Below are 15547 nucleotides of genomic sequence, written 5' to 3' on the forward strand. Positions count from 1 at the left end.
AAGCGGACACGTCCTTACTCGAACCGAAAGCAAGCCACCGCAAGCACCACCATCTTCCTTTTCTTCGGCGTTATCTGTACTGCAATGTCTCCAGAGTTCACTGACGACGACATCGGAAAGACTGTGGTCAACGCAAACGGCGAGGAGGTCGGTATCGTCGCGGACGTCGAACACGGGACGGCCCACGTCCAGCCGGATCCAGGAGTGACAGATACAATCAAGGCGAAACTCGGCTGGGGCGGTACCGACGAGGACGCATACCCACTTCAGGAGGGCTCGGTAGCGCAGGTGACGGATGATCAGATCCATCTCGAGAGCGACCTCTCTGGAAGCGGTGGTGGTGCAATCAGCGCCGGTGATTCCGCCGGGAGAGAAACAGACACTCGAACGGAGAGGGACCGCGACACAGAGATGCACGATGATGATCTCATTGGCGACGACGATGAGGGGCTTACCGACGACGATGACGATCTCATTGGCGACGACGACGATGACAACCTGATCGGAGACGATGATGAGGGACTCACCGACGACGATGACGACCTGATTGGTGACGATGATGAGGGACTTACCGACGATGATGACGACCTGATCGGCGACGACGATGAGGGGCTTACCGACGACGATGACGATCTCATTGGCGACGACGACGATGACAACCTGATCGGAGACGATGATGAGGGGCTTACCGACGACGATGACGACCTGATTGGTGACGATGATGAGGGGCTTACCGACGATGATGACGATCTCATTGGCGACGATGATCAGGGACTCACCGACGACGATGACGACCTGGTCGGCGACGATACCCGGTGAACCGACACGGAACTCGAGTACACGGCTCCTGAGACGTGTTCTCTGTAAGCCGAATCAGGGTCAAATGGTTCGAGACGCCAAGGCGTCTCGCCAGTCACAGACGTTCCGTATCGATCGACAACCTGTTCTCGAAAATAGAGATTCCGCTACGCTGAACGGTTCTCGTCCTCGAGTTCGTTATCGGGCGGTCGACGATCGTACTCGGACGAGGCGTCCTTGTCTTCTCGTGGCATCTCGTCCTGTTCGGCGTCGTGGTCAGCACCCCGTTCGGAGCCGCCGGACTGTTTGATTTCCGTGGAGCGTCGAGGACCAGTGGATTCGCTGCGGCCACCTCGTTCCTGTCTCATTGACTGCTGGTGTCGATGCTGATGACGGTCGTTGCGTTCGCTGTCGATCCGCTGTGTGGACCCGTCCTGTGGACGGCTTCGGTCGGAACGTGGCTGTTCAGACTGTCGCCGCTGAGGTGGTTGACTGAACTCTCGACCCCGGTTTCGCTGTTCCTGCTGTCGTCCACTCGGTGACTGATCGGTTCTCTGCTGATGCTGTCGTGGAGGTCGTTCTCTCTGTCGAGGCGGCCGCCGACCTTGCTGTGTCTCGTGGCCAGTCTGTTCACGCTGTGAACTACGATCCGACCGAGGATGCTGGGGCTGGGGCCAAGACTGTCTCTCCGTCGCCGTTTGCCGATGCCGTTGTTGAGGAGGTGAACCGGACGGCTCTCCGCCGTATGAGTCTGCCTGCGTGACCCACTCGCCGGTCTGTGCGGGCAGTGGCTGCTGTTGGGTCTGGTTGCTCATCTGCCGGGTCGGCTGTTGCTGGTCTCGCATCCGTTGGGCATCCAGCTGCTTACGGGGCTGTTGGCCCGTCATCTGCTGGCCGCCAACCGACTGCATCTGTGATCCCGACTGGCCATCCTGCCGTGTTGACTGCGGTTGCGATGTTGCGCGTAGTCCCTTCTCGAGGGCCTGTTCCATCCCCGGCATGACGGTCTCGAGGCCCTCCAGATAGCGCTCTATCATCGACTGTGTGAGTTGCTGGCCCAGCATGCCCTGTAGCATCGACCTCGTCATTTCGAACCCCTGCTTTTGGGCCGTCTCCTGCCATCGCATCGCACTCAGAGTCATCTGTGCCATGTTTCGCTGCAGCTCCATCGCCTGCTCGATCGCTTCCTGGCCCTGATTCATCGTCGTCTGTTGAATTTCTTCGGTCGGCGCTTGCTGTGATTGCTGGTGATCTGTCATTCAACTCACTCGAGGATGGACTGATCCTCGTTCGTCACGCACGGGGGCAAAGAGTGGTATAAAGACCCCTGTCAGTTCCGTTTGGAAGGCCACACCCAACGTCTGAAACAACAACACACATTCAATCGGCTTCGAGAAGCAACGGCCAGCACAACGCTGTTTGCGTGCGCTTGTCTCCGACCGATCAGCGTGTTTCTAGCGGAAGAACTGAAACGGGTTGCACACTGATCGCACGACAACTGTGCGATCGGGTGCGCACTGACGGTCAGCGGCTACTATCGGTGACAATCGACTCTTCATCGAACACCAACTGGAGTAACCAGTTCTTGGAACACCACCGTGCGGCGTCTCAAGCGTCTGTGTCGGGATCGCCGTGTGTTACACCATCTCGTTCGTCGGCCCGCATGCGCCGCAGTGCTCCCCGTGCGTTGCTCGCCTCATAACCAAAGAACACGTCGTTCCCGTAGGCTTCGGCGACCTCAGTGGCGTGGACCAGGTTGTCGATATCGATGTTTATCGCGTACAACTCGATATTAAACGGTGTCTCGAGTGCGCTTTCGAATCCCTTCGCGATCGTCTCGAGCCAGTACGTCGTCTCGTAGGCCATATCGTACAGCGGCACGACGAACTCGTCGACGTGTTCTTCGACGGCCTCGAGGTCGATGCCGGCGCGCTCATAGAGATGGCCGGGATAGGGGTCGGGATAGAGCGTCATGTAGACGCGGCCGGGGATGCGGTCAGCGGCTTCCTCGACGAACTCAGTGATGACGCTGGCGCGCCACTCGAATCGGTCCTCGTACTCGCTGGCCTTGAACGACTCCTCACAGACGCCACACCGACAGTACTCCGGTCGTGGGAACCCGATGTCGTCGAGTCGAACGTCCTCGTTGGCCTCGACGCAGTCGTCGATGATCTCGAACAGACCTTCACGATAATCTGCTCGGCTCGGACAGATGTAGGCCCAGTCGAAGTATTTCCGGTCCCGCGTGGCCGGGCGGCCAAAATCGTCGACGGCGACGAGCGACGGATCAGCGTCCGCGGCGGCGTTGTCGCCGAAACAGGACACCATGTTCACGCCGTCTTCGATCGGTTCGGTAGACCGGCCGGTCACGTCTTTGACTTCGTAAAACCCGCGGTCGAACTCCGGCCACCGGACTTCTTCAGCGTTTCGCGTGACGACACCGTACATAGGCTACACTACGGTGGCACCGCCGTAAGCCGTTCGGAATCGTGACGGGTGCTATCGATGCGACCGACACCCGCTGTCCACCGCATCGCACGACGGGCACACGTACGTCTGGATTACTGTCGGGACGCGACTGTGTTCGGTGTCGGTCCAATTCACGAGCGACTGCGAAAACGGCATAGAACTGTCGATGATCGCTCCAAAACGTGTCTGTCTCGGTGGCCGGCGGTCGGTTGCGAACGGACCCGGCCACGCGGTCAGAACTGTCGTGCCACGGATCGTGGCTGACGAGACGTTATTCGACTGGTTCGTACTCGATCTCTTCGATATCGACGTCGGAAGAGCCGCCAGAGACGACTTTCCAGAGGACAGCGATAACGAACAGGGCAACCAGGATTTTGACTGTACGTGACATGTACGTTCGACTGGTGGGCCGGTGCACACTTAGATATTCTGGATGGTTCTCTGGGAGCGAACAGCAGACGGGCCATGACAGTTCAAGCACCCGAACAACGGCCTCTCGAGGGAACGCCGTAGCCGAAATCAAGCGTCGTCGGTGACGGCTGACAGCCACGTCGGCCGCAGTCAGGTGTCGATCAGCGACGGAATCTCGTCCCTGACGATCGTCCCGCAGTAGGCACACCGGACACCATCGTCGAGCACCTCGAACCGGGAGGCGACCGGTTCGTCGCCGGTCGAGATACACGCCATGTTCGGACACGAAAGGACGCCTTCGACGACATCCGGCCGTTCGACACGGTGTTTCTCGACCACTTCGTAGTCGCGGACGATGTTGATCGTTGCATCCGGGGCGATCAACGAGAGCACGTCGACTTCGTCCTGACTCAGTTCGCGGCCCTCGACTTTGACAATGTCCTTGCGGGCAAAGCGATCCGACGGGACGTTCATTCCGACCGAGACCTCCTCGCCATCGCTGCCGTCGATGCCGAGGATCGCCAGTACGTTCAGCGCCTGCCCGCCACGCACGTGGTCGATGACGGTCCCGCTGCTGATCTTGCTCACTCGCAGTTCGTGGTCGTCGTGGCCGTCGTGGTGGTCGTGGTCGTCACTCATCAGTCTCACCTCGAGTGTGGTTTTCCAGCAGCAAATCAAGCAACGCCATCCGGACCGGGATGCCGTTGTGAGCCTGCTCGAAGTAGGCCGCGTGGTCGGTGTCGTCGATCTCCGGGGCAATCTCGTCGACGCGTGGCAGCGGATGCATCACGGTCAGCTCGTCGCGTGCGTCCTCGAGCGTCTCGAGGTCGATCTGATACTCGCCGGCGATCTTCTGATACTCGTTTTCGTCAGGGAACCGCTCGCGCTGGATTCGGGTCACGTACAGCACGTCGAGCGAGGGGAGGACCTCCTCGAGCGAATCGTGTTCGCGGACCTGTGTCCCGTTGCCCTCCTGATGGAGGTCGTAGACGACCTCGCGTGGCAGCTGGAGACTCTCTGGACTGATGAAGTGCTGACGGGTATCGAAGTTCGTCAGCGCGTAGGCAAGCGAGTGGACGGTACGGCCGTATTTCAGGTCCCCCATGATTCCGATAGTGAGATCGTCCAGCCCGGCGTTCTCTCGGATCGTATACAGGTCGAGCAGCGTCTGCGTCGGATGGTGGCCTGCCCCGTCGCCGGCGTTCAACAGCGGGACGTCGACGAACTCACTGGCCATGGTGGCCGACCCCTGTTTTGGGTGGCGCAAGACGAGCGCGTCGGCGTAGCCTTCCGTGACACGGACGGTGTCAGCGAGCGTCTCACCTTTCTTGACGCTCGAGGACTCGATCGAGCCCATGTCGACGACGCTGCCGCCGAGGCGTTTCATCGCGGTCTCGAAGCTCATTTTCGTTCGCGTACTCGGCTCGAAAAACAGGAGGCCAAGTACCGAGTTCGCGTGGCGATCGGCGACGGCCGACGGGTCGGCATCGATCTCGGCCGCTCTGTCGAGGACGGTCTCGATGTCCGCCCGTGAGAGTTGTTTGCTCGTGATGAGGTGGTCGTGGCGCATTCGTTCGTGTTGGCTCTTGCCGAGCCCTTGAATCTCTCCATTCGAACTCGCCACGACTCGAGTGACACGTGATGGCAACGACACGGAGCGGGTTCCGGTACCACCATTGGTGTCGGTCGAACCCATCGTTGTCTGCACACAGTATTCTTAAATAACCGATTCAACATGAAACCAAAGAGTTATTCGGGCGCTGCAGTAACTGGTCACAATTGAATGGTCGGGCGGCTAGATACCGGAATCGACGTGCTGGATCGGAAACTCGACGGCGGGTTGCCACCGGGATGTATCGTCGCCTACAGCGCCGATCCAGCCAGCCAGTCCGAGCTCCTCTTATATGAGCTCACGGCCGCTCGCGGCACGCTGTATCTCACGACCGAACGCTCCGACGACGCCGTCCATCACGCCATCGATGTCTCCCCATCGGTCGTCGGCAGTCCGACCGTCCGACAGGTCACCAGCGATGATCCACTCGAGGAAGCAACCCGGCTCATCGGCGCGTTGCCCGACGGGGCGAACCTGATCATCGACACGATGGATGTCTTGGAGCGAACCGACAGGGACGACTACATCGACTTCTGTAACGAGCTCAAATCCCAGATGCTCGAGACCGGCTCGATCGCGGTGTTACACTGTCTGAAAAGCGACCACACGCCGGCCAACCGAACTCGAACCATCCACGCGGCCGACGCCGTCTTCGATCTCCGGACGAAGATCGCCGGCAGCGAACTCGAGAACCATCTCACGATCCCGAAGTTCCGCGGTGGCGGCCAGCCGACTGAGGCGATCAAACTCGAGCTCACGGAAGAGGTGGCGATCGACACGAGTCGGGATATCGCCTAGTCTGGGGTCGGCTACAGCAGCTGTCTTGCTATCGAGCGCGATCGTGTCGACGACTGCTGGTGCTCGTCGCTGGTTATCGAACGGAGAAGAACGGAACCGGAGTTACTCGTCTGCGCCTTCGAGTTCGTCGACGATCTCGTCAGCATCGATGTCGGCGTCCTCGAGCGCTGCCTCGATGTCCTCGTCGCCCATGCCACCCATGCCGCCCATCATGCCGCCCATACCGCCCATGCCCATCCCGTCGATGGTCTCCTGGACGATGACGCGGTCGACACCGATCTGGTCGATGATCTGCTGGCCGATCTGCTGTTTGCCCATCATCCACTGCTGGTTCATGGTCATCTGGGGCGTGGCCTCGAGGTAGACCGTCTCCTTCTCGACGGTTTCGGTCTCGAACTCTGGCTCTGCGTCCTCGTCGTCCTCATCGGGCTCGACGGGGACCTCCTCTTCGACCTCGTCCGTCTCGATCCAGAGGTCGGGCTCCATCCCGAGGTACATCTCGAACAGGCCGGCGGCCTGCTGTTCGCGGTCGTCGACCTCGTCGAGGATTTCGTACTCGTACTCGACATCCTCGCCCGCAAGCGGGTGGTTGAAGTCGACGCGAGCGCGGCCGCCGATGATCGTGCTGATGTAGCCCTGCTGGCCGTCAACCTGCACGTTCGCACCGGGGTAGCGGTCGTCCTCGTCGATCTTCTCGGCGCTGACGGTCTGAACATCGTCGGCATCGTACTCGCCGAAGGCCTCTTCGGCGGGGATCGTTACGGTGCCGGAGTCGCCGACCTCGCTGCCGACGAGTGCCTCTTCGACGCCGTCGAAGATGTGGCCCTCGCCCAGCACGATCGTTCGTGGCTTGAACTCCTGGCCCTGGTCGTCGACACCCTCTTCCTCGGCGACGTCGGGGTCGGTCGTGTCGACCAGCTGGTCGCCGTCGGCGGTGTATGCGGTGTAGTCAATCTCGACGAAAGCGCCGTTCTGAAGCCCCTCGGCTTCCTCGGCGTCTTCGTCGGCTGCTGCTTCTTCGACGTCATCGGCCTGCTCCTCGAGCTCGGCCTCCTGATCCTCGGTCATACGTTGTACGTCCCGCCGTCTACATTTAAGGTCGACGTTTTTGCCCCGGAACGACCGATACTTACGACCGCTTCCCGTGGCCTCGGCCATGTACGAAGTCGAAACGAAGGTTCCTGCCGATCTCGCAGCCGTTCGAACACAACTCGACGAACTGGGCGCAACTCGAGAGCGGACCGTTGTGCAGGCGGATACGTACTACGACGCCCCCCATCGCGAGTTCGTTGAAACCGACGAAGCACTGCGGATCCGCCGGGAGTCGACCCCCGAAGCGGGCACCGACGAGACGTGTGTCACCTACAAGGGACCCCTGCTGGACGGCGAATCCAAGAGCCGCGAAGAGTTCGAGACCGCAGTCGGCGATGGCGAGACGATGGACGCCATCCTGACGAATCTGGGCTTTGCGCCCGCCGCGACGGTCCGCAAAGAACGCGAACGGTTCGCGCTCGAGGGGTATACGATCACGCTCGATGCCGTCGACGACGTTGGCGAGTACGTCGAAGTCGAAACCGACGTCGAAGCCGAATCAGACCTCGAAGCTGCCCGCGAAGGAGCCTACGACGTTCTCGAGCAACTCGGTCTCGAGCCGGACGACCAGCTTCGGACATCGTACCTGGGGCTGTTACTCGAGTCCTGAGTGGCGCGTCCACACCGTAGGCGTATTACTTGTAAGCATTTTTCACACCTATTCTGTTTCCGCAAGTTATAGAACCACGGTCCGCCAATTCCCGGTAATGAGTGAGCGGAACATCCGAGTCGAGCCGATCGACCGACAGGCAGTCGAAGACCAGGAAGTAGAGATCGTCGAGCGAAAGGGGATCGGCCACCCCGACTCGATCAGCGACGGAGTCGCCGAGGCCGTCGCCGGGGCGCTGGCCCGGGAGTATCTCGACCGCATCGGCAAAGTGCTTCACTTCAACACCGACGAGACCCAACTCGTCGCGGGCGAAGCCGCACCCGCCTTCGGCGGCGGCGAGGTCGTCGACCCCATCTATCTGCTGATCGTCGGCCGCGCGACCAAACATTACGACGGCCAGACCATCCCCGCCGAAACCATCGCGCTGCGAGCCGCCCGTGAGTACCTCGAGTCCGAGATTCCACAGCTCACCGTCGGCGAGGATATCGTCGTCGACATCAGACTCGGCGAAGGCAGCGGCGATCTACAGGACGTCTTCGGTGAGGATGAGGTAAGCGTCCCGATGGCCAACGACACGAGTTTCGGCGTCGGCCACGCCCCACTGACCGAGACCGAACAGATCGTCCTCGAGGCCGAGCGTCGACTCAACGGTGAGTTCGCCGACGAGAACCCATACGTCGGAACGGACATCAAAATCATGGGCAAACGTGAGGGCGACGAGATCGACGTCACCGTCGCGGCGGCGATGGTCGACGAACACATTGCCGACCTCGATGCGTACGCCGAGGCCGTCGAGTCCGTTCGCGAGTTTGTCGCCGAGGTGGCAAGCGAACACACCGACCGCGACGTCACCGTCCACGTCAACACAGCCGACGACTACGAGGAGGGCTCGATCTATCTGACCGTCACCGGCACCTCCGCCGAACAGGGCGACGACGGCTCCGTCGGTCGAGGCAACCGCGCGAACGGCCTCATCACGCCCAACCGCTCGATGTCGATGGAAGCGACGAGCGGGAAAAACCCCGTCAACCACATCGGCAAGATCTACAACCTGCTCTCGACCGAAATCGCCGAGGAAGTCGTCAGCGAGGTCGACGGCATTCGTGACCTGCGCGTGCGCCTGCTCTCCCAGATCGGTCGCCCGATCGACCAGCCTCACGTCGCTGACGTCCACGTCGTCACCGAAGCGGGCGTCGAACTCAGCGACGTCGAAGCCGACATCGAAGCGATCGTCGACGCGGAACTCGCAAACGTCACCGACATCACTCGTCGCGTGATCGACGGCGAACTGACGACGTTCTGAGAACGGCCTGATCGACGGGATTCGTTTTTCCGCGAGCTAGAGCAGCCAGTCGTATCCCTCGAGGACGGCTCGTTTGCCGCCAGTATCGATGATCTCGCCGTGACCGGGAACGACCCGATCGAACTCCCACGCGAGGACGTCCTGAATCGATCGGCGAAACGACGCCTCGTTTGCGATCGTGAGTCGGAACTCGAGCGGCGGCCCGACCTGCTTGTACACTCCCAGTGCGCGAGCCACGAGCCGGGTCGTGAGCGGACTCTCCTCGCCGATATGGAAGCCGACGTCGCCGAGGATCACCGTTCGGCTCGGGCGATGGACGTAGGCGAGTTCGGTGAGCCACCGGTGGCCGACGATCGCAACCTGATCGATGTCGGGAGCCCACCGCGGATCGGGCGTGTCGCCCAACAGCTGATCGAATTGGAGATCAGGTCGCCGCGCAGGGAGTCCGGGTGCAGCCAGCAGTTCGGCGTCGGGGTAGGTGGCCCGGTACTGCTCCATGTAGAGATGCCCGTGGAGTTTGCTCGCCGGTGCGACAAAGCGCACGTCGCCGAGATCGTCCAGTGCCGTTTTCAGTTCCGGGGTCAGTTCGGCCGGCGACTGGACGAAGAGCCCGCCACTCGAGAGTCGAATCACGGTCATGATACGGCCGATCTCGAGGCCGAGAAACCGGAGCGGTTCCTCATACGTCCAGCATCGGTCGCCTCGCTGCTCGAGCATAGGTAGTTACCCCGTCACCACGGACGGAAATATGTGTTCGCCGGCTCGCTCGAGGTGTACAACAGGCGAGAGGGAGGACAGCCATAGCGGTCGATGCACGCGTTCCAGATCACGGATTGCGGTCGGGACGTTCGATGACCTTCGCGACGGTGAGAATGGCGTCCATCTCGGGGGGTGTGCCGGTGACTTCAACGACTCCCTCTTCCGGCTCGTACTCGATGTATTCTGCTTCGGACGCTTTTGGCAGATCTGTATGACGGAGGCTACATTCAACGCGTTCGAACAGTTCGTCCGGAATCGATGCTCGGACGCCATCCGTCTCCCACTCAGCAACTTTCTCAGCGACTTCATCTATCGGAACTGGCCCATCTTGTTGCTCGAGATAATACAACGCGTACCGTCGCCGTTCTTTGCTTAGAAGCTCGAATACTTGGTCTAACGACACCACGTGGATTACTATGCGTCTACATATGATAACGCTTGTCGCGGGTAACTGTCTCAACCAGTACGCAGCCGATCGAGGCTGGCCTGCGGCGTGGGAGTTCCACGTTCGAGTACGGTTTCGAGGCGGGAGCGGCGTGTCGTGACCGAGTGATCACCGCTTTCGATAGGCCCTTTATTCCACGCCTGTCAGAGACGCCTAACGGGTTTCAACCGAAACAGCGCTCGAGAGCGATTGCCAGTGTCCCTGCCATCAGCCAGTTCGAACCGGATCGTCCTCGCCGTCGTCGCGAGTACCTTCTTTGTCGGCTTCGGCGGTGGCGTCATCTTCCCGATCTTGCCGAATCTGGGCGAGGTGCTCGGTATCTCGGCGTTCATGGTCGGACTCATCCTGAGCGCGAACCGATTTACCCGACTCGTCGCCAACGCGCCAGCCGGCGTCCTCATCGATCGCATCGGCACCCGAACACCGTTCATCGCCGGGTTAGCGATCGAGGCCGTCGCGACGTTCATGTACGTCGTCGCGATCATCTCGCCGCTGCCCGAGTTCTGGTTTCTGATCGCTCGGATTCTCTGGGGGATCGGCAGCGCACTCGTCTTCGCGACCGCGTACACGATCACGGCCGATGTCAGCGAAGCCGACTCGAGGGGGACCAGTATGGGCATCGTTCGCGCCGGCATCACGTTCGGCTTTCCCGCGGGACTCGTCCTCGGTGGCGTCGTCAGTGACCTCTGGGGGAACGTCGAGGCGTTCGTCCTCGCGGCTGCGTTCGCCGGCCTCGCGAGTGTCATCGCCTATCTGATCGTCCCCGAAACCCACGTCGAAGACGAACAGGAGTCAGTCAAGCCGTGGGATCTCGAGACGAGCGTCCCGGCCCTGACGATCGGACTCGTCAACTTCGGGCTCTACTTCGCATACATCGGCGTGCTCTTTTCGACGCTCGTGCTCTTACTTGGCGAGCGTTCGATCACGGTTTTCGGCCTCGATGCACAGGGCTCCTCGGGAATGTTGATGGCTATTACGGTGCTTTCGGGTTCGGTATTTACCCTCGGTGGCGGCGCGTTAAGCGATGCTGTCGGCGCGCGCGTTCCCGTCATGCTCGTCTTTCTGGTGACCTCGTGTGTCGGCTTTGCCATGTTGGCCTTTGGCTCGAGGTTCGAGGTTCTGGTGTTGGCGTGTCTCCTGATCGGAGCCGGACAGGGCGGCGTCGGTGGCCCGCTAACGGCGCTGCTTGCAGATCTCACGCCCGAAGAACGCATCGGTCGGGCGATGGGGACGAACAACGTCCTCGGCGATGTCGGCGGTGGTCTCGGACCGCTCGTCTCGCTGCCGCTGATCGACGTCATCGGATTCGAGGCCATCTATGCGATCAGCGCCATCGTGCCGATGCTCGCCGGAATCGTCCTCGTTGCCGGAATATACGCCCACACAGGACGTCTGAGTCCGACGGTCAGTGAGTCGATCAACTAACCGTGGTGGGTGTTCACACGCGGTTCTCGGACGCTCGCCTCGTAATCCCCTTATAGCCCCGATCATCTATGCCAGTTCATGCACCCGCCGGGAGCCGATACCGTCCTCATCCGCCACGGGGACGTCAACACGAAAAGTAATGCGGTCAAGCGGTACATGGGGGAGTTGCTCGTCGAGAACATCGAAGCGCTCCTCGAGGACCGCTCGATCCCCGGCGATGTCGAAAAGGGCTGGAACCGGCCGCTGATATACACGACCGAAGCCGCCGTTGAGGACGCGACTGCGGCCGCAGCGGACGCGTTCGGCGTCGTCTCCGCGAGCCCCGCACTGGTCGTCAGCACCGAAAAAGCGCGGATCATCGAGGCCCTCGTCGAAACCGCACAGGAACAGTACGACGGCGGGACGTTCGCCGTCGATGCACGCCGAGCGGACAAGACGCTCCCCTACGACAGCGAGGACCTCGCTCGAGAGGCTGGCAGCGCAATCTGGGACGCCGTCGAAGACGAGTTCGAGCCCGAGGTCGACCTCGACGACCCCGACCTCACCTTCGGCGTCGAAGTCAGATCAGAGGTCGCATACATCTACCTCGAGCACGTCTCCGGGCCGGGCGGCCTCCCGCTTGGCGCACAGGAGCCAGTAATCGCGCTGATCAGCGGCGGTATCGACTCACCCGTCGCAGCCTACGAGATGATGCGACGTGGCTGTCCCGTCATCCCAGCCTACGTCAATCTCGGCGATTACGGCGGCATCGACCACGAGGCCCGCGCGATGGAGACCGTGCGAAAACTCTCGCGGCACGCGCCCAACTACGATCTACAGGTCTACAAGATCCCTGGCGGCGAGACGGTCGACCTGCTAGTCGAGGAGATGAATCAGGGACGCATGCTCTCGCTGCGGCGCTTTTTTTACCGGGCCGCCGAAACGCTCGCCGAGCGCGTCAACGCCAACGGGATCGTCACCGGCGAGGCAGTCGGCCAGAAATCGAGTCAAACCGTCCGCAATCTCGGCGTCACCAGCAGGGCAACCCGGCTGCCGGTCCACCGGCCGCTGCTCACCTGGGACAAACAGGATATCGTCGCCAAAGCCCGCGAGATCGGCACGTTCACCGACTCGACGATCAACGCCGGCTGCAACCGCGTCGCCCCCGACCGCGTCGAAACCAACGCCCGACTCGAGCCGCTGCTTTCGGCCGAGCCTGACGACCTGCTCGAGCGCGCTGCAGACGCAGCGAAGAACGCGACCCTGATCGAGCCCTGATCCGTAACCGACATTACACAGACGCACCGACCACAGACTAGAATCGTGACTCGCGTCTGTCTCATCGGGAACGACGACTGCAATCTCCAGTATGAACTCCTCTCCCGGGAGACGTCCCGCGAGGCCCTTGCAACGTACGATCTCACGCGCCCATTCGAGAACACAATCGCTCTCAGAACAGTCAGCGTCGGCGCTGCCGTCTCACTGTTGAACGACTTAAACTGGTATCTCACCCGCTTTGTCGATGAGGCTCTCGTCCAGGAACCAAGCATCAGTGACGACGAGTGGCTCTCACGGTCACTCGCCGAGCAACTCCGGAACGGGGCCGTCGAGCCGGACGAGACGGCCGAGTTCTGCAAGATCTACGGCCTCGAGCGCGTGGCCGACACCGACACCGACAGTGAAGACGACCCGGAATCAGCTGCGACCGACGGGGATGACTCGAGCGAAACCGAGCCGCCCTCGAGACTCGTCGAACCGCTGTACGTGCGCCGAACTGCGGGCGAACTCCCCGACTACGATCTCAGAGACGTCGACGAGACGCTCGTCGTTCGGCTTACTGAAGCCGAACACTCGCCCTGAAAACCACACAGTCGAGTGGATGCGAGGTCAGGCTGTCTCGTGGGCAGTGCCGTCGTCGCGCTCGCTCGCGGTGTCGGCAGCAATCGCTATGCTGTGTTCCTGACCATCACTGTCGACGATCGTCACCGCTGCGCTGGGTACTGGTTCGCCGTCGAACGTGGCCCGGACGAGCTGGCCAACGGTGATCAGCTGTGTGCCACCGAACCCGTCTGACCCCGACGAAATCTCGCGGACTGCTGCCGCAACGACGAGCTCTGGCTCGCTGTCGTCCTCGTGTGCGACTGTAACTGTCTCGAGGGCCAGTTCGTAATCGAGACGAGGCGCGTCGGCCTCGAGTGCGAGCAGGGCACTCTCCTCGAAGTCAGTGTCGTCGACGAACTCGGTCGGCTGCTCATCGTCGAACTCACGAGCGTCGAGCCACCGTTCAGCGCGGGTCGAGCTACTGAGAAGCGTCGCATCCGGCTCCGTCGGAACGTCGGCGTGACTGAACGAGACGGTGTCGTACGTGTCGTCTTCATCGCTCGCTGTGTCTTCGGAAGCGGTCTCATCGTCGCCGTCGGTGTCGGTCCCATTGTCGTCCGACGAGGCGAGGTCGGCGTCGTCGAGACAGCCAGCGGCGACGACAAGGAGGCCCGCAGTGCCACACAGGAGCGTTCGTCTGGAGGGATCAGTCATTACTTGAGAGAAACACGACGGCAGATAAAAGGGATTTGTAAGCTGAAAGGCTGATTTCCGCTTCGTGGGTTTCAGAGACGCTCCAACTAACGTGGGGCGCGCTGTTTCGTCAGTCGAACAGCCCGGTCGAGAGATAGCGCTCGCCGCTGTCCCAGAAGACCGTCACGACGAGCGGACAGTCGTCGGCCGTCTCGCCGCCGTCAGCCTCGGGCGTCGTCGGCTCGTCGAACGCGCTCGAGAGTTCGGGACAGGTCTGGTCAGGGTCGGCGAGTTCGCGGGCGATTCGCTGTGAGACGAGACTCGTCGCCCCACTCGACTGGCCGACGAGGACACCTTCCTCGCGGGCGAGGCGTCGACACTCGTCTTCGGCATTCTCGAGGCGAGCCGTCTCGACGCGGTCGATCAGATCGAGATCCAGGTTGTCGCTGACGAAGCCGGGACCCATCCCCTGGAAGTCGTCGTCGCCGGCCTCGCCCGTCGAGAGGACGGCGTTGCGCTCGGGTTCGACGGCGATAATCTCCATCTCGGGGAACGCCTCACGGAGCCGACGGCCGGTGCCCGAGAGCGTCCCGCCGGTGCCGACACCGGCGACGAAAGCGTCGATTTCGCGGTCGCCGACCTGCTCTACGATCTCCTCACCAGTCGTCTTGTAATGTGCCTCGGGGTTGGCCGGGTTCTCGAACTGGCCGAGCTGGGTTGCGCCCTCTGCCTCGAGTTCGTCGGCACGCTCACGGGCAGCTGTCATGTCGCCGTCGACCAACTCGAGGTCGGCTCCGTAGGCGGCCATGATCTGGCGGCGTTCTTTGGACTTGCTCGCTGGCATGACGATCGTCAGGTCGTACTCTCGAGCAGCACAGACCAGCGCGAGACCGATCCCCGTATTGCCGCTGGTGGGTTCGACGAGCCAGTCGCCGGGTTCGATCACGCCGTCGCGTTCGGCCGACCGAATCATCTCGAGGGCTGGGCGGTCTTTCGCCGAGCCGCCGGGGTTGAAGGATTCGACCTTCGCAGCGACGGTCACGCCCTCCGGCGAATCGACCCGGACGAGCGGCGAGCCGATCGTGTCCAGAATGCTTCCCTTCATTACGGATCGCTAAACAGTCGAGACGTATACTGTTTGCTGTACCGGGTGCGATACCGTTAGCTTGCCAGCAGTTATTTATTGAAGATACCTTATCAATCATAATGTCTTGGAGAACAGTACCAGAAGCGCCCCCCGGAGAGATACACAGTGAGAGTAAAACTAATTTGATATTTCATACCTCTCTAAGTGGCCACCACGTATTTATCATCTACATCATAGTAACCAGC

Annotated in this window: 16 protein-coding genes; 7 read left to right on the forward strand and 9 right to left on the reverse strand. The window is 61.3% G+C overall.

The features are described 5' to 3' along the window. The first annotated feature begins 84 nt into the window (after positions 1-84). The gene (locus ACERJA_RS11260; RefSeq protein WP_373608272.1) at positions 85-819 is read left to right on the forward strand and encodes a hypothetical protein; all 735 of its coding nucleotides are present in this window, start codon (positions 85-87) and stop codon (positions 817-819) included. Positions 820-965: 146 nt separating this feature from the next. Here ACERJA_RS11260 and ACERJA_RS11265 read toward each other — a convergent pair whose 3' ends face one another. The 4 genes from ACERJA_RS11265 to pyrB all read right to left on the reverse strand — a co-directional run bounded on the left by ACERJA_RS11265 (position 966) and on the right by pyrB (position 5248). Then, positions 966-2057 carry a hypothetical protein gene (locus ACERJA_RS11265; RefSeq protein ID WP_373608274.1) on the reverse strand — a complete coding sequence of 364 codons (1092 nt, stop codon included), beginning with the start codon at positions 2055-2057 and terminating at the stop codon, positions 966-968. Between the two features lie 349 nt (positions 2058-2406). Beyond that, complete coding sequence (locus ACERJA_RS11270; RefSeq protein ID WP_373608275.1) at positions 2407-3246, reverse strand: hypothetical protein; 840 nt, start codon at positions 3244-3246, stop codon at positions 2407-2409. Positions 3247-3828: 582 nt separating this feature from the next. Next, complete coding sequence (gene pyrI / locus ACERJA_RS11275) at positions 3829-4317, reverse strand: aspartate carbamoyltransferase regulatory subunit (RefSeq protein ID WP_006065561.1); 489 nt, start codon at positions 4315-4317, stop codon at positions 3829-3831. Beyond that, a complete protein-coding gene (gene pyrB, locus ACERJA_RS11280; protein ID WP_373608482.1) occupies positions 4310-5248 on the reverse strand; it encodes an aspartate carbamoyltransferase in 939 nt (312 codons plus the stop codon). The genes pyrI and pyrB overlap by 8 nt, the downstream gene beginning before the upstream one ends. A gap of 213 nt (positions 5249-5461) precedes the next feature. On the opposite strand from pyrB, the gene ACERJA_RS11285 reads away from it, so the two are divergent. Further along, a complete protein-coding gene (locus ACERJA_RS11285; protein ID WP_373608276.1) occupies positions 5462-6088 on the forward strand; it encodes an RAD55 family ATPase in 627 nt (208 codons plus the stop codon). 102 nt (positions 6089-6190) lie between these two features. Here the strand turns inward: ACERJA_RS11285 and ACERJA_RS11290 are convergent, their stop codons facing one another. Then, positions 6191-7156 carry a peptidylprolyl isomerase gene (locus ACERJA_RS11290; protein WP_373608277.1) on the reverse strand — a complete coding sequence of 322 codons (966 nt, stop codon included), beginning with the start codon at positions 7154-7156 and terminating at the stop codon, positions 6191-6193. Positions 7157-7244: 88 nt separating this feature from the next. On the opposite strand from ACERJA_RS11290, the gene cyaB reads away from it, so the two are divergent. Together cyaB and ACERJA_RS11300 are read left to right on the forward strand one after the other, a co-directional pair. After that, a complete protein-coding gene (gene cyaB / locus ACERJA_RS11295; protein WP_006065565.1) occupies positions 7245-7790 on the forward strand; it encodes a class IV adenylate cyclase in 546 nt (181 codons plus the stop codon). Between the two features lie 97 nt (positions 7791-7887). Beyond that, positions 7888-9093 (forward strand): methionine adenosyltransferase, encoded by a 1206-nt coding sequence (locus ACERJA_RS11300; protein WP_373608278.1) that lies wholly within the window; start codon positions 7888-7890, stop codon positions 9091-9093. A gap of 36 nt (positions 9094-9129) precedes the next feature. Here the strand turns inward: ACERJA_RS11300 and ACERJA_RS11305 are convergent, their stop codons facing one another. Both ACERJA_RS11305 and ACERJA_RS11310 read right to left on the reverse strand, forming a co-directional pair. Next, positions 9130-9810 (reverse strand): DUF4336 domain-containing protein, encoded by a 681-nt coding sequence (locus ACERJA_RS11305; RefSeq protein WP_373608279.1) that lies wholly within the window; start codon positions 9808-9810, stop codon positions 9130-9132. A gap of 109 nt (positions 9811-9919) precedes the next feature. After that, entirely contained in the window at positions 9920-10258 is a 339-nt protein-coding gene (locus tag ACERJA_RS11310) for a hypothetical protein (RefSeq protein WP_373608280.1), read from the reverse strand. Positions 10259-10492: 234 nt separating this feature from the next. Here ACERJA_RS11310 and ACERJA_RS11315 point away from each other — a divergent pair, with 234 nt between their 5' ends. The 3 genes from ACERJA_RS11315 to ACERJA_RS11325 all read left to right on the forward strand — a co-directional run bounded on the left by ACERJA_RS11315 (position 10493) and on the right by ACERJA_RS11325 (position 13561). Further along, positions 10493-11722, forward strand: a complete 1230-nt coding sequence (locus tag ACERJA_RS11315) for an MFS transporter (RefSeq protein ID WP_373608281.1) — start codon at positions 10493-10495, stop codon at positions 11720-11722. 78 nt (positions 11723-11800) lie between these two features. Further along, entirely contained in the window at positions 11801-12979 is a 1179-nt protein-coding gene (locus ACERJA_RS11320; RefSeq protein ID WP_373608282.1) for a tRNA sulfurtransferase, read from the forward strand. Between the two features lie 45 nt (positions 12980-13024). Then, positions 13025-13561 (forward strand): DUF5804 family protein, encoded by a 537-nt coding sequence (locus ACERJA_RS11325; protein ID WP_373608283.1) that lies wholly within the window; start codon positions 13025-13027, stop codon positions 13559-13561. Positions 13562-13588: 27 nt separating this feature from the next. On the opposite strand, the gene ACERJA_RS11330 is transcribed toward ACERJA_RS11325, so the two are convergent. Then, the gene (locus ACERJA_RS11330) at positions 13589-14236 is read right to left on the reverse strand and encodes a hypothetical protein (RefSeq protein ID WP_373608284.1); all 648 of its coding nucleotides are present in this window, start codon (positions 14234-14236) and stop codon (positions 13589-13591) included. 109 nt (positions 14237-14345) lie between these two features. Beyond that, on the reverse strand, positions 14346-15320 hold the full coding sequence (locus ACERJA_RS11335; protein WP_373608286.1) for a PLP-dependent cysteine synthase family protein: 975 nt from the start codon (positions 15318-15320) through the stop codon (positions 14346-14348). Between the last annotated feature and the right edge of the window lie 227 nt (positions 15321-15547).

This window comes from Natronorubrum sp. A-ect3, assembly GCF_041821125.1.
GTDB lineage: Archaea > Halobacteriota > Halobacteria > Halobacteriales > Natrialbaceae > Natronorubrum > Natronorubrum bangense.

Bases quoted from the DNA above. Each gene is read 5' to 3' on its own strand.
- ACERJA_RS11260 (WP_373608272.1), top strand. From the start codon at position 85: ATGTCTCCAGAGTTCACTGACGACGACATCGGAAAGACTGTGGTCAAC.
- ACERJA_RS11265 (WP_373608274.1), bottom strand. From the start codon at position 2,057: ATGACAGATCACCAGCAATCACAGCAAGCGCCGACCGAAGAAATTCAA.
- ACERJA_RS11270 (WP_373608275.1), bottom strand. From the start codon at position 3,246: ATGTACGGTGTCGTCACGCGAAACGCTGAAGAAGTCCGGTGGCCGGAG.
- pyrI (WP_006065561.1), bottom strand. From the start codon at position 4,317: ATGAGTGACGACCACGACCACCACGACGGCCACGACGACCACGAACTG.
- pyrB (WP_373608482.1), bottom strand. From the start codon at position 5,248: ATGCGCCACGACCACCTCATCACGAGCAAACAACTCTCACGGGCGGAC.
- ACERJA_RS11285 (WP_373608276.1), top strand. From the start codon at position 5,462: ATGGTCGGGCGGCTAGATACCGGAATCGACGTGCTGGATCGGAAACTC.
- ACERJA_RS11290 (WP_373608277.1), bottom strand. From the start codon at position 7,156: ATGACCGAGGATCAGGAGGCCGAGCTCGAGGAGCAGGCCGATGACGTC.
- cyaB (WP_006065565.1), top strand. From the start codon at position 7,245: ATGTACGAAGTCGAAACGAAGGTTCCTGCCGATCTCGCAGCCGTTCGA.
- ACERJA_RS11300 (WP_373608278.1), top strand. From the start codon at position 7,888: ATGAGTGAGCGGAACATCCGAGTCGAGCCGATCGACCGACAGGCAGTC.
- ACERJA_RS11305 (WP_373608279.1), bottom strand. From the start codon at position 9,810: ATGCTCGAGCAGCGAGGCGACCGATGCTGGACGTATGAGGAACCGCTC.
- ACERJA_RS11320 (WP_373608282.1), top strand. From the start codon at position 11,801: ATGCACCCGCCGGGAGCCGATACCGTCCTCATCCGCCACGGGGACGTC.
- ACERJA_RS11330 (WP_373608284.1), bottom strand. From the start codon at position 14,236: ATGACTGATCCCTCCAGACGAACGCTCCTGTGTGGCACTGCGGGCCTC.
- ACERJA_RS11335 (WP_373608286.1), bottom strand. From the start codon at position 15,320: ATGAAGGGAAGCATTCTGGACACGATCGGCTCGCCGCTCGTCCGGGTC.